Below are 13,515 nucleotides of genomic sequence, written 5' to 3'. Positions count from 1 at the left end.
TTGTTTCGTTTGTTCAAAACAGCCTCTCAACTGGTTGAAATATCAAGGTTCACATTACGGTGTGAGCCTTGAGTTTATTTGGGGATACAGGTAAGGTTACGCGAACAATTTCAAAGTAGCTTGATATGGATTTCCAACAACTTCTTCACCAAAAACAGCGCAAATGGACCCGAGCCATTTATCTGATGGCAGCACTGCTTGTCGCGCTGAGTGCGATTTACCTAATGGTTGGCGATCTTTTCATTTCCCCTCTGGGCACCTTGTCCACGTTAGAACAAAAACTACTGGTTGATTTACGCTTACCTCGATTATTGGCGGCTATTGCCATCGGGGCAGGGTTAGCTGTATCTGGCGCAAGCTTACAAGTCTTATTAGGCAATGTATTGGCAGAGCCGGGTGTGCTTGGCATTTCTGGTGGCGCAAGCTTGGCGATGGTGATTGTACTGTTCTTCTTGCCGTTTGCTCCGACTCCAGAACTGTTCATGATTGCCGCCGTTTTAGGTTCGCTCTGTTTCACCGTGATTCTGGTGAGCATGGTAAAAACGATGCGACTCACCACGGCTAAATTACTGCTGGTGGGGGTAGCGTTAGGCATTCTTTCTGGCGCGATGGTGACATGGGCGTTCTATTTTAGTGATGACCTCAGTCTACGTTTATTGATGTACTGGCTGATGGGCAGCTTGGGTGGCGTCACTTGGTATCAACACTCGCTCACGTTAGTCATGATTCCCGTGATTATTTGGCTGTGCCTGCAAGGTAGCAAGTTGGATAAGTTGATGATTGGCGAGACTCATGCTGCGCAACTGGGTGTGAACGTGCCTAAACTGCGTTGGCGCTTAATCTTCGCTGTGTCTATTTTAGTCGGCTGCGCCGTGGCATTAGGCGGCGTAATCAGCTTTGTTGGCTTGGTTGTGCCACACTTATTGCGTTTAGCGATTGGTACCGATAACCGATACCTTCTTCCTTTATCTGCCGTTGCTGGCGCTGCATTGTTGGTGTTTGCTGATATTTGCGCGCGTACATTACTCGATTCTGCAGAACTGCCTTTGGGTGTGATGACTACAAGTATCGGTGCACCTATCTTCATTTGGATGTTAATTAAAAATCATGATTCAAATTAAGAGCCTGAGCGTCGGCGCTCGTTTATTACCCCTATCATTTGAGCTCAAGCAAGGGCAGGTGACTCACGTTATCGGCCCGAATGGCAGCGGTAAAAGTACCTTACTCGAATCGATATCTGGCATTAGTGATGGTTACAAAGGCGATATAAAGATCGACGGGCAGGATTTGTCGGAACTGTCTCTACAAGATTTATCACTGCATCGTGCTTATCTTTGTCAAAGTGCAAGACCTGCTTTCAACTTAGAAGTGTTCCAATATCTCGCGCTCTCATTACCAAGTTCATCACACGGCCTTGATACTGAAATCAACGCAGCTTTGGAAGAGATAAGCCAGATGTTGGACATCACAGACAAACTTCATCGCTCAATTCAGACACTGTCTGGTGGTGAATGGCAACGCGTCCGTTTGGCGGGAATGTGCTTGCAAATTTGGCCGACGCTTAATCCTTACGCAAAGCTATTGATCCTCGATGAACCCGCAGCTCCGCTGGATATTGCTCAAGAAGCCTTATTGTACAAGCTTATTGAACGAGTGGCGGAGAAGGGTATTACCGTGATCATGGCCAACCACGACCTGAATCGCACCTTAAGACACGCCGACCAGGTGTTGCTGCTCGATAAAGGCGTACTTCAAGCATCAGGTACAGCTGATCAAGTGCTTACTCCAGAACAACTAGAATCGGTGTTCAATACCGAAGTCAAAAGTATCTCAGTCGATAATCAAACCTATCTGCTGTTTGGTTAGAGAGGGCTTTTGGCTAGAAAGAGTATTTGCTAAAAAGGTCATCTGGTTCAGCTGATTATTGGGTTAAAGACGAGCTAGTAAAGGGATCAAATATGTTTAGATACATCCAAAGACGAAGAATCAAAAAGGTGATTAAGCTGCTATCTGCAAAGATGGTAAAGAGCTACGGAAGCCGTGACTTCTTCTCTATCGGACAAGTCGAAACGAGTTCTAAAGAGCTGAGCAACCGCCAACAACAAATTGCATTGGCGTTGTTTGCTGATCCACAGAATCTCGATGCTGAGCTGGCATCCACCATTCAATTGTTGAGAAATGATGTATCTAACGATTTCTTTGGTGGTGAAGGCTACAACGCACGCGACGTTCTAAACCTTTTAGGTGGCAGAGGCTGGAAGGGCGGTCGCATGGACGATGACATGTCACACCGTATGGGCATGAATAGCCGCTATTAAAGCCTGATACCACTTATTTCTTCCGGTATTGTTCTCGTTAAAATCGTTATTTTAACGAGAAGCTCCTTTTCATCCATTCTCTATTCGTTAAAACCCATCTATTAAACAAGCCTAAAATCCTTTTAACAACCAGTAACTGCTTTATTTCTTTTCTGGGTAAACCTCATGTTTTTCAGTTAGATAAACCTCCTTCCAGTTCATGCACATCTGCGATTTATCTAGGTGGTGAAGTTGTTCTCTACACCAACTAACTTTCATAAACTGTTACGGCGTCGGTCTAGTTAGGACTTAGTCAATACTCATATAAATGTAAATGGCACTACAATGATGTAGTGCTATTTTTTAGGCTTAGTTTGTCGTCACTTGGCGTAAAATGGTAAGCCTTAAATCAAGTGTCTGAGTAGAATTATCTCAAACGAAACAAGTGAACTAGGAGTGGTTCTAGTCACTGTATCTTATTCGAATGGATGCTTTGAAACTCCGAAAGAGGAATGACTTATGTACGAACTAACACTACTTCTAAGCCTAATGATCGGTGGTGCGGATAGCACTGCTGAAATGGATATCAATACCCAATTTACGACTCTTGAAGAGTGTAACCAAGAAGGTGCAGCGTTAGCTAAGAAGTTAAATGCAACAGACCTTAAAGTCATTCAAGTTCAATGTGAGCGTGATTAACCAGAACAGAATTAGTTAGATCATGATGAACCAAAGCTAACTAACACCATAGATTTGTCGGTGTGGGCACACCCGAGGTGCCCATATCGAATTACCTCCAGTTTAACTAACCTTAATTCCTCAAATGTACTTCTTCAGATCATCCACATACATTCCCCACATCAGCCCCAATAAAAACAATTTCATCTAACCTATTGTTAATTATTTACTATTTGATAGTGTGTCTAGGTGCACATTAAGGATGTGTTTCATATTTAGCGAAGAAATATTAGGAGTTGCGATGAGTATTATAGTGAGACGGTCTGAACCGTCAGATGCAAAGGGAATCAAAGAAGTTTACGAATGCACTAATGCTTATACCGGTACGCTGCAACTCCCAAATCCGTCTCTTGAAAGCTGGCAAAAACGAATCTCTAATATCCCCGACAACGTGTACTCGTATGTCGCGATGATCGACGATGAGATTGTTGGCAACTTGGGAATGGAAGTGTGTGTAAACCCGAGAAGGCGTCATGTTGCTTCATTTGGTATGGGTGTTAAAGACGATGCATTAGGCAAAGGTGTCGGTAGCCAACTGCTCGCAACAGCAATCGACTTGTGTGATAACTGGATTAACATCAAGCGAATGGAGTTAACGGTGTATACCGATAACGAAAGAGCGATCAGCCTGTATAAGAAATTTGGTTTTGTCATTGAAGGGGAGTCTGCTGGGTTTGCCTTTAGAAATGGCGAATATGTGGCGGCTTACCACATGGCGCGACTGGTATAGCGCTCGGCTTCTAAAACACGGCTACAATTAACACAGCCAAAGTTCCCTAATAGATAATAAAACGCCACGTTATTTAAACGTGGCGTTTGCTATTTTAGTCCGTTGGTCGCATTAAACAACCAGTCTTAACCTGGCTTAAGCCGTTAGAGGCTCAAGGTTCGCAGGACGGTAATGTACAGATTTTAGTACTTTACCTTGGCGAACGGTTTTGCCTTCAGATACGAAATCTTCCGCGCACTTCGCGATGATGTACTCGCCTTTTTGAACCGCCATCAGTTTGATGTTCTGCTCAGCATAGAAAGCTTCAGTTTCTGCGTATTCTGTTTCGTTACGGCACACTTTGCTCATGTTGCTTGAGTGCACTTCATCCCAGCAAGGTAGGAAATCGATTGAGCGGTTTTTAGAAACATTCAACAGTAGGTCGATCAGGTAGCTGATTGCTAGGTTGTCTTCTACCTTAGCTTGACCAAGGTGAACCAAACGTCCCATCAAAACATAAACGCTGTCTACAATAGCGTCCGCTTGTTCGATTTTAGAGTCAGCTTCTGCAAGTTCTGTTAGTTCTTCGATCGCTAGAGAGGTGTGTAGCGTATCGCCTTTTTCGTCCATTGTTTCAGGAGCAGCAACAGGCAGATCAAAAGTGCTGCGGAACTCTTCAATGTCGCGGTAAAGGTGATCGTAGATTTCTTGGCTTAGTTGAGAAAGGTTCATATTCCTATCCATTCTGTTTCGTTAATGGGGCATTTTAACAAAGGCGGGAATAGGGTGCTAATGCAAAGTCGAAGAAGTCGACTTTTATTCATTGGACGAATGAGGTATTTTGCATACAAACCAATTGATTATTATGTTTTATTACCCTTTACTCTTCTAAATATACCAAATATTGATGTTGTCATTAAACTCGGCAGCAGTGGGATCCCAGTTATGAACCAAGCCAGTGAAAGTGAAATTGTGATACGACGCTTGTATCAAATCACCAATGATTATCGAAAGGGCTTCGATAGCCAGATCGTTCAGCTGCTTATCATGGGGCTTGAACGCTTCAATCTAGATATTGGAATCTTATCCAAAGTCGATGGTAATACTTATTTGGTTGAACACTGCGTAACACCTGAAGAGGTTGATCTCAATAGCGGAGATACCTTCGATTATCGTTCTACCTATTGCGAAATTACTTGTAAATCGATTGGTCCTATCTGCATTGAGCATTGCGGTAAACATGATAAGTATGCGACTCACCCTGCCTACCAATCTTTTGGTTTAGAGTCTTACATTGGCATCCCGATCTTCGTTAATGATGAGCTTTATGGCACCTTAAACTTCTCAAGCCCAGCCCCTTATCACCGTGAGTTTAAAGAGTTCGATATCGACGTTATGAGGTTAATGGCTTCATGGATCGAAGTGGAACTGGTTAGAAGACAGCAAGAACGAAAGCTAAAAGAACTGAATGAGAAATTGGAGTACCAAGCACTGTATGATCCTCTGACACATTTGCCAAATAGACGTTGCTTGTTCAAAACGTTGAACGCAGAAGTGGAGCAGTTAAAAGGATCTTTAGGGAAGGGAACCTTGGCAGTTGTAGACATCGATTTCTTTAAACAGGTTAATGATACTTATGGTCACCAAATGGGTGATGTTGTATTAAAGAAAGTGGCAAGCGTACTGAACAATAATACCCAAGAAGGTGAGTTTGTGGCGCGTTTTGGTGGTGAGGAGTTCATTCTTTGGTATCCAAATAAAACACCAAGTTGTGTTGAAGATAAGTTCATGATTCTTTTGCAAGAGATGAAGAAAATCACACTGGATAGAAAGCCTGTCACTATATCAATCGGTGCGTGTCATTTTGAGTTGAGCACAGGGGATACCAAAGGGGAAAGGATGTCGGCGTTAGATAAGCTAATCAAAGTTGCCGATGAATGTCTGTATATTGCGAAACAAAATGGACGAGATCAGTTCATTTCTCGTCCATATCATCAAGAGCGCTCAGGAATATGAGCCAGCATGTTAGCGATTAACTGAACAGGTAAGGGAACAGTTTACGACGTTCTTCTGGCGTTAAAGATTCAACTCGAGCGATGTTAGTATCTGGAATTGCTTCAGGGTTAGGGTAATGCTTTAACACCTTTTCCATGCTAGCTTCACGAATCAAATGGTAAACCGGATACGGAGAACGGTTCGTTAGGTTTTCATCGTCTTCTGGATCCGCGCCACCAAAGCAATAGTCTGGGTGGAAGGTTGCCACTTGGTAAACACCTTCCCAATCTTCTTGCTTGATCAATGCTTCAATCCAATCAATGAACATGTTGTAGTCGAAGAAATCTTGCAGCATGTTTGGCACGACAACCAGCGTTGTTTCTAACTCAGCGACTGGCGTGTTATCTAACTCTACGAAATGCGTCATGATGTCTTCCAACAACGCTTCTTCCGTATTCGCTTCACTCACAAAGATCTTAATCTGTTTATTACGTTGTGGCTTGGCTGCGAATGGACACAGGTTTATACCAATAACGACATCATCTAACCACTGTTTTACTTGGTCGTGGATGGTTTGAAGATCTGTGCTTTGAGTGTTCGACATAACAGGTTCCGAAATGAAATTTTGCGTAGGATATCAGAACGGACGTTAATCAAAAGCAATAATTGAGTTACAAACTCAGCCGTAGTTATGCTTGTGCGAGTTTGGACGCCGATACTTGTAGCTGTTTCAACTGGTTGACCCAAGCAAATATCGCGACATAGAAGATCGAGCCGCCTGCAATCACGCCATTCCAACCGAACAGTTGCCAGCAATATAAGAGTAAGAAACCACCTAAACTGCCGCCGATGTAGTAGTGGACTAAGTAAAGTGCCGTTGCTGTCGCTTTGGCGCTCGGCGCTTTTTGACTCACCCAAGAGTAGGCTAGAGTGTGGGCAAAGAACGCGCCGCCACTAATCAATAACAAGCCAGCTAACATGAACGGGACTTTATCGACCGCAGAAACCAGCATTCCAATTAAGCTAACACACACGCCCATCAATATACCGTTTAACGGATCATAACGAAGTGTCCATTTGTTGGAGAGTTTAGAGCTTACCGTTCCGGCCAAGTAACATAAGAATATCAGCGAAGCTAAACCAACGGGCACCGAGTGAGGTGCTGATACTAGCTTAAAGCCCATTACTGAATACAGGTTAACGAACAGAGCAAAGTTAGCACCACCAATCAGCATAGCGAGCCACAGTGTGCGGTTTTTTAAGTGCATCATTACAGATCGGTTATGATGAAAGAACAACCCTTTCTGTGGTTTGAAGTTTTGTTGATCAGGCAGACTATACGTAATATAGAGTGCGCCAAGCAAAGAGCCGACAACGAAAAACAACACCGTTGCATGCCAGTCGAAATAATCCGTAATCAAGCCACCTAGTACACGCCCGAAGATACCACCTAATGAGTTAGCCGCAATATAGCCGCCTATCGCGACTGCGAATGCTTTGGGTGATAACTCCTCGACCATATAGGCAACCGCCACACCAGCGAATGCCGCAACAGCAATCCCCATGAGTGCTCTAGCAATAACAAGTTGCAGTAGGGTGGTTGTGAACACCATACTCAGCCCAATTAGCGGGATAGCAAATAAGCTGAACAGAATGATGGGTTTTCGACCGAAGGTTTCAGAAGCGATTGCCCAAGGCACCAAGCTGATGGAAAGCCCAAGTGTTGTTGCAGCAAACAGCCAGTTGATTTGAGTTTCAGATACTTGGAAGTGCTCCGCCATGTGCGGCAAGATTGGCTGAAAGAGGTAAAGGTTACAGAAAATGATAAACGAGCCAATCGCTAATGATTGGGTGATGCGTTTGTATTGAGGACTGCCTTTATCAAACATTTACGTTGTGCCTGCACGAGTTAGTAAGCTATTTGTGAACAAGTTATCAGCACAAGTGTGATTAAAGAAATATATTAAAAATATCACCTCTATATATTAAATATATCGTCATGCTTGAATCAAAACCACTTCGACATTTTCTGGCTGTTGCGCAGTTTGGTAATTTCACTCAGGCCGCCAAAGCGCTGCATATCGCTCAACCCGCATTGAGTATCTCCATAAAAAAACTCGAACAAATGCTTGAGTTGATTCTGTTTCGTCGTGGAGATAAATCCGTCACCTTAACGGAAGAGGGAAAGGTACTGTTTGAGCATGCAAAGCGAATCGCCCAGCAGTTTGATGATGCGCAGCTTGCGATGAATGAGTTAAAGGGGTTGGAGAAAGGCGAGGTGCGGTTAGGCGCTCCAAGCATGATGGGGAGTTATTTTTTCCCGCAAGTTGTGATGGCATTTAAAAGCCAATACCCAAACCTAAAGTTGACCTTGATTGATGCCGGCACCGCATCGATTCGAGAAATGTTGTTAAACGGCGAACTCGATATCGGCGTAATCAACCATGAGAATGTCCCTGATGATCTTGAAACTGACCACCTGTTAAGCTCAGAAATGCTAGCGGTCGTTGGCAAAGATCACCCACTGGCAACGCAACCATCCATCACCTTTGAAGAGTTTTTTGCTCAAGAACTCATCATGTTCAAATCAGGCTACTTCCACCGTGATTTTATCGATGCTACTTGCAAGAAGTACAACCTCGATATGACCATCGCGTTCGAAACCAATTTATTGCCGATGATTCTTTCTATCGTGAAGCGAGAGTTTGCCATCACCGCTTTGCTCAGTTTGGTTACAGAATACGAGGAAGACGTAGTAGGCGTGCCATTTAAAGACCCTGTGAAGCTGAATCTATCTTTGGCGTGGAGAAAGGAAGGGTATCTGTCAAAAGCAGACCGAACCTTTATCGAATTCGTTAAGCGGTACGTGTGATTTAGAATGCAATAGACAAAACAAAGCCCGAATATCCTTGGTTGGGCATTCGGGCTTTGTTTGTAGAAATATAAGTCTCTTAAATCACGTTAAGTGTTCTTTGAGTTATACATCTTATCGAAGTTTTTCTGATTCCAGCCGACCATCACTTGATCGCCGATCTTAAGCACGGGGATAGAACGAGCACCCATCGCTTGCAATTCTTTACGACCACGCTGCATCTTTGCATTCGTTAGGCGGTAAACAATTTTCTTAGAGTCTAAATACCTTTGGGCATCTTTACAGTGCGGGCATTTGTCTGCGACGTACAATACAACACGTTTCATTTTTACAATCTCTTTTTGAGTCTAGCTCTTGGTGAATCTCACTAAAGTGTAACGAATCCTAGGTGATTAGAAAAGAGTGATCAGTTACACTATGCAGCTCAATTTTCAAGACCACAACGTATTGTCGTGGTGTAACTTGTACGGTCTTTCAGCATGCATCCTTCTTTACGCTATATTCAAGGCTATCCAAAGCACATACTTGATCCTGTGACGCAACTTGTTGAGTCGGGAAAATTAGTGCCGTGGTTTGAAGCTCGCTACCCAAAGAATCATGAAATAAAAAGCGAGAAAGCCCTGTTTGACTATGCGATTGAGATAAAAAATCGCTACATGAAAAAAACACCACCGATCAGCAAAGTGATTTACGACGGTAAGATACACCTAATCAACAATGCGTTGGGTCTGCATTCTTACGTTGCCAAGAATCATGGTGGAAAGATCAAATCAAAGAATGAGATTCGTATCGCCAGTGTTTTTAAAAATGCACCAGAACCTTTGCTGAGAATGCTGGTGGTACACGAACTGGCGCATATCAAAGAGAAAGAGCACGACAAAGCCTTTTACCAACTATGCTGTCACATGGAGCCGGAATATCATCAACTTGAGTTGGATGCCCGTTTATTCATGATGTATTTAGATTTAAAGAAGTAGCCCAATGAGCCAATCACAAAATAGAACGACGCTAAGCCTGTCGAAAAACAGCACTTCATCAGTAAAAACAAAAGACAATAAAAATAAAGAAGGTAGCGACAAGCGTATTTCTACAAAGAACACATCTGATAAAAGCCGCAAGAATAGTGCACCGAAAGGTGCGGGCAATAACAAAGCAAAGCGACCTTTTGCAAAAGATAGCAAAGGCAAACCGGGTTCAAATAAAGGATCATCGAACAAGGGTTCTTTCAATCAAACGGCTTTTAACAAGAACGCAGCCCAGAAAAGACGTTCGGCTGAAAAACCTCAAGGTGGGTTACACCCAAGAAACCAGCACACTGGCCGTTATGACTTTGAGTTGTTGGTTGCAGCCTTGCCCGAGCTAAAAGAGCATCTGATCAAGAACCCAGTGGGTGAAGACACCATTAATTTCTCTGATCCATTAGCCGTTAAGCTACTCAACAAAGCTTTGTTGGCGCATCACTATGGCGTTAAACATTGGGATATTCCTGCAGGTTACTTGTGTCCGCCAATTCCTGGTCGTGCAGACTACATTCACAGAGTAGCTGACATCCTTAATAGCGATGGCCAAGGCGAACCTTATAACCACGCGTCTGTGAAAGCGCTAGATATTGGTGTTGGTGCAAACTGTATTTACCCAATCATTGGTGCGACAGAGTATAAGTGGCGCTGCACGGGAACTGATGTCGACTCAGTCTCTATCAAAACAGCGAACTTCATTGCGGAAAGTAACCCTAATCTAAAAGGTAAGATCCGGGCTCGCCTACAAGCGGACTCTGAATCTATCTTTAAGGGCGTGATTAAAGATAATGAACGTTACGATGTCACTATTTGTAACCCTCCATTCCACAGCTCTCTTGAAGAAGCGGAAAAGGGGTCACAACGTAAACTGGATAATCTAGCGGCAAACCGTGCTAAGAAAGCAGGTCAGTCATTCAAGCCAGAAACGAACAAGAAGCCAGTTAAGTTAGATAAATCAACTAAGCAAGATAAACCAACCTTAAACTTTGGTGGTCAAAAAGCCGAGCTTTGGTGCCCGGGTGGCGAAGCCGCTTTCATTATGAAGATGGCAAGAGAGAGTCAACTTTTTGCTACTCAAGTCTTGTGGTTTACGACATTGATTTCTAAGAAAGATAACGTCGATATGGTTCGTTCAGAGCTTGGTAAGCTACGAGCTAAACAAGTGAAAGTGGTAGAAATGTCGCAAGGGCAGAAGGTAAGTCGCTTTATCGCATGGACCTTTATGGACGACGAGCAAAGACAAGAGTGGATTGCGCTCAAATAGCCGCTACACTTAGTTAAGATATTAAGCTGAAATTACGAACGGGCTTGTTGTTAATGCAACAAGCCCGTTTTTTGTGTTTTGCATATACGCTAAGCAGAAAGTAACTCATCTAACTTACTCTGATATTTCTGTTCTAGAGCTCTGTTACCTGCTTTGTTTTCGAGATCGACCAAGATTTTAAGCGATGGAATTTGATAGCCATAACGCTGGTGGAATTTGAATAAACGGAGTCGAGCGTCATTGTAATTGGCGTCACTCACTTCAATTTTTGATAACTGTAGTATCGATTTTACGCGGTTTGGATCGTGGTCAATCGCTCTGCTGAAGTAGTACTTCGCTTGGTCGGTATTGCCAGCCTTAAATGCGCAAAACGCGGCATTTTCATAACTTGCAGACACCAAGTAGTAGTAGGGCTGGTCGATAGCACGATTAAAGTATTTATCGGCTTGTTCGTATTCGCCTTGTTTACACAAGAATGTACCGTAGTTGTTCAATACATTGCCGTTTCTTGAATCGAGACTGAGCGCTTTGCGGTAAGTGGTTCTCGCTTCGTCTACTTCGCCCACTTGTTCGTAGTAATGCGCCATTGAAAGCCGAGCACGGTAGTAGCTAGGTGCGTGTTTAATTGCGAGCTCAAGATTTTCACGCGCTCTTACCATATTGCCTTGTCCCATATAGCCCAAACCTAATTCGATTCGAGATTCAGACATCGCAATAGGGTCACTTTCAATTTTTGGTGGCCCCTCAGTAACAGAGACGCAACCGACCAACGAAATCAAGGCGAGTAGAACCACGCTTGATAATGGACGGGGTCGGGATGACGAAATCGGGTTTGAGAATGACGGCTTGGCAGGCATGTGAAGCTCCTTATGAACACCAACCCATCATATGAAATCAAACCCATTGAAGTGTTAAATCTATTATGGAATGCGACTCAACCACCATAAAAAAACCGCGTCCAATTCGTCGTTTTATCAACAATCTACTGAACACGGCTTTATGTGTTTTTGAATCGGAATAAAGAACTTAATCGTCTTTAGTGAAATTTTCTTCGCTGAAATGATCCAAATCATAAGGCGTTTGTTGGTAAACGCAGTAGTTTAGCCAGTTAGAGAACAACAAGTGGCCATGACTACGCCAGCTTGCAACAGGCTTGTTGTCTGGATTGTTGTTCGGGTAGTAGTTGATCGGTATAACAGGCTCCATGCCTTCACCTAAATCACGAATGTATTCATTGTGAAGTGTATGGGAGTCGTATTCAGGGTGACCTGTTACAAACACGTTTCGCTTATCTTTGGTCGCCGCTAGATATACACCCGCAACATCAGAAGTCGCAAGAACATCAAGGTCAGTATGCTCAGCTAAGTACTCCTGAGAGAAGTCAGCATAGCGAGAGTGCGGTGCCAAGAATGTATCGTCGAAGCCACGTAAAATAGGGTGGTATGGGTTATGTATCTCGTGGTTATAAACACCAGACAGCTTCTCTTTACGAGTACGTTTAGGCAAATCATACAATAATTTCAAACCAGCCTGAGCCGCCCAACATACGTATAGAGTTGAAGTCACGTGTTTGTTTGCCCACTCCATGATGGTTTTTAAATGATCCCAGTAGATAACATCTTCAAATTGAACCAAGCCAAGCGGCGCACCAGTGATGATCAATCCATCAAAGTTTCTTCCTTTGACCATTTCAAATTGGCGGTAGAAGTTATCAAGGTGTTCAGTCGGTGTGTTTTTACTTGGTCGGTCATCAATGCGCAGCAGCTCTACGTCCACTTGCAATGGGCTGTTTGATAGTAGGCGTAAAAATTGAGTTTCAGTTTCAATCTTTTTCGGCATTAGGTTGAGGATCAAGACTCGAAGTGGACGAATTTCCTGTGTCGATGCTCTTGATAACGGCATAACGAAGATGTTTTCTTCACGAAGAACATCAGATGCTGGCAATTGGTCTGGAATGCGAATAGGCACAGCTTTCTCCCTAAGCTAGATATGTAGACGTCTATACATCTAAATCTATAGTAGTTTGATACGCTTGTCGATATGCAAAATGGATAGATGTAAATTATTTGTGTTTTCTATCAGAAGCAATCCACGGGCTTCGAGGGGAGTCTCGTAGTATTCAGTGATTACCTGACTCTAGTGTAAGGACTTGGTTTTCGGACGCAGAGTAAAGGCAGTTATCAGAGAAACTCGTTACTATTTACGATAAACTCATGTTTTCGAATTAGCCTATAAAGTGACAGATGAAGTTAATACTCATTCGAGGGTTGCCTGGCTCGGGTAAATCAACAAAGGCAAAGACCTACGATGCATTACATGTCGAAGCCGATATGTATTATGTGAATGAGCAAGGTGAGTACCATTTTGACCCTAGGCAGCTGCAACAAGCACATGAGTGGTGTCAGAACACGGCTGAAAATGGTCTAAAGCAAGGCCTTGATGTCGTGGTCTCAAATACCTTCATCAAACAATGGGAAATGAAGGCTTATCGTCAACTTGCACTCAAATACAACGCTGACTTGGTGATTGAAGTTTGCCGAGAGAACTATGGCACTATTCACAATATTGAACCTTCAGTGATCAAGCGAATGGCGAAAGATTGGCAAGAATAGCCTTGAGCT

General features: G+C 43.4%; 16 protein-coding genes. 10 read left to right on the top strand and 6 right to left on the bottom strand.

From position 1 onward, the window contains the following. The first annotated feature begins 125 nt into the window (after positions 1-125). From btuC to AB8613_RS01490, 5 genes are all read left to right on the top strand, one after another. Positions 126-1,121: a vitamin B12 ABC transporter permease BtuC gene (btuC, locus tag AB8613_RS01510; RefSeq protein ID WP_372384296.1), complete on the top strand. Its 996-nt coding sequence runs from the start codon at positions 126-128 to the stop codon at positions 1,119-1,121. Next, complete coding sequence (gene btuD / locus AB8613_RS01505) at positions 1,108-1,866, top strand: vitamin B12 ABC transporter ATP-binding protein BtuD (protein WP_285954113.1); 759 nt, start codon at positions 1,108-1,110, stop codon at positions 1,864-1,866. Before btuC ends, btuD begins: the two co-directional genes overlap by 14 nt. 92 nt (positions 1,867-1,958) lie before the next feature. Further along, positions 1,959-2,318 (top strand): DUF6559 family protein, encoded by a 360-nt coding sequence (locus AB8613_RS01500; protein WP_285954114.1) that lies wholly within the window; start codon positions 1,959-1,961, stop codon positions 2,316-2,318. 498 nt (positions 2,319-2,816) lie between these two features. Continuing rightward, positions 2,817-2,996 (top strand): hypothetical protein, encoded by a 180-nt coding sequence (locus AB8613_RS01495; RefSeq protein WP_285954115.1) that lies wholly within the window; start codon positions 2,817-2,819, stop codon positions 2,994-2,996. Between the two features lie 280 nt (positions 2,997-3,276). Continuing rightward, positions 3,277-3,765 carry a GNAT family N-acetyltransferase gene (locus AB8613_RS01490; protein ID WP_285954116.1) on the top strand — a complete coding sequence of 163 codons (489 nt, stop codon included), beginning with the start codon at positions 3,277-3,279 and terminating at the stop codon, positions 3,763-3,765. Positions 3,766-3,900: 135 nt separating this feature from the next. On the opposite strand, the gene AB8613_RS01485 is transcribed toward AB8613_RS01490, so the two are convergent. Beyond that, positions 3,901-4,476, bottom strand: coding sequence for a nucleoside triphosphate pyrophosphohydrolase family protein (locus AB8613_RS01485; RefSeq protein ID WP_017059167.1), 576 nt, complete (start codon positions 4,474-4,476; stop codon positions 3,901-3,903). Between the two features lie 213 nt (positions 4,477-4,689). Between AB8613_RS01485 and AB8613_RS01480 the strand changes: the two genes are divergently transcribed. Continuing rightward, entirely contained in the window at positions 4,690-5,760 is a 1,071-nt protein-coding gene (locus tag AB8613_RS01480) for a diguanylate cyclase domain-containing protein (RefSeq protein ID WP_372384295.1), read from the top strand. Positions 5,761-5,776: 16 nt separating this feature from the next. Here the strand turns inward: AB8613_RS01480 and AB8613_RS01475 are convergent, their stop codons facing one another. After that, entirely contained in the window at positions 5,777-6,343 is a 567-nt protein-coding gene (locus AB8613_RS01475; protein ID WP_372384294.1) for a DUF1415 domain-containing protein, read from the bottom strand. Positions 6,344-6,428: 85 nt separating this feature from the next. Next, a complete protein-coding gene (locus AB8613_RS01470) occupies positions 6,429-7,628 on the bottom strand; it encodes an MFS transporter (RefSeq protein WP_372384292.1) in 1,200 nt (399 codons plus the stop codon). Between the two features lie 110 nt (positions 7,629-7,738). Between AB8613_RS01470 and AB8613_RS01465 the strand changes: the two genes are divergently transcribed. Continuing rightward, positions 7,739-8,611, top strand: coding sequence for a LysR family transcriptional regulator (locus tag AB8613_RS01465; RefSeq protein WP_372384291.1), 873 nt, complete (start codon positions 7,739-7,741; stop codon positions 8,609-8,611). Between the two features lie 89 nt (positions 8,612-8,700). On the opposite strand, the gene AB8613_RS01460 is transcribed toward AB8613_RS01465, so the two are convergent. After that, complete coding sequence (locus AB8613_RS01460) at positions 8,701-8,937, bottom strand: glutaredoxin family protein (protein WP_016786183.1); 237 nt, start codon at positions 8,935-8,937, stop codon at positions 8,701-8,703. A 153-nt stretch (positions 8,938-9,090) separates the two neighbouring features. On the opposite strand from AB8613_RS01460, the gene AB8613_RS01455 reads away from it, so the two are divergent. Together AB8613_RS01455 and rlmF are read left to right on the top strand one after the other, a co-directional pair. After that, complete coding sequence (locus AB8613_RS01455; RefSeq protein WP_004734935.1) at positions 9,091-9,588, top strand: YgjP-like metallopeptidase domain-containing protein; 498 nt, start codon at positions 9,091-9,093, stop codon at positions 9,586-9,588. A 4-nt stretch (positions 9,589-9,592) separates the two neighbouring features. Further along, positions 9,593-10,894, top strand: coding sequence for a 23S rRNA (adenine(1618)-N(6))-methyltransferase RlmF (gene rlmF, locus AB8613_RS01450; RefSeq protein ID WP_327783893.1), 1,302 nt, complete (start codon positions 9,593-9,595; stop codon positions 10,892-10,894). Between the two features lie 89 nt (positions 10,895-10,983). Here the strand turns inward: rlmF and pilW are convergent, their stop codons facing one another. Together pilW and metA are read right to left on the bottom strand one after the other, a co-directional pair. After that, on the bottom strand, positions 10,984-11,751 hold the full coding sequence (gene pilW, locus AB8613_RS01445; protein ID WP_327783892.1) for a type IV pilus biogenesis/stability protein PilW: 768 nt from the start codon (positions 11,749-11,751) through the stop codon (positions 10,984-10,986). A 169-nt stretch (positions 11,752-11,920) separates the two neighbouring features. Continuing rightward, positions 11,921-12,862, bottom strand: coding sequence for a homoserine O-succinyltransferase (metA, locus tag AB8613_RS01440; protein ID WP_060981869.1), 942 nt, complete (start codon positions 12,860-12,862; stop codon positions 11,921-11,923). Between the two features lie 275 nt (positions 12,863-13,137). Between metA and AB8613_RS01435 the strand changes: the two genes are divergently transcribed. After that, positions 13,138-13,506, top strand: coding sequence for an ATP-binding protein (locus tag AB8613_RS01435; RefSeq protein ID WP_146491203.1), 369 nt, complete (start codon positions 13,138-13,140; stop codon positions 13,504-13,506). The last annotated feature ends 9 nt before the right edge of the window (positions 13,507-13,515 follow it).

Origin of the sequence: Vibrio sp. BS-M-Sm-2, assembly GCF_041504345.1 — a bacterium.
GTDB lineage: Bacteria > Pseudomonadota > Gammaproteobacteria > Enterobacterales > Vibrionaceae > Vibrio > Vibrio satsumensis.
This window is presented reverse-complemented; position numbering and strand designations above follow the sequence as displayed.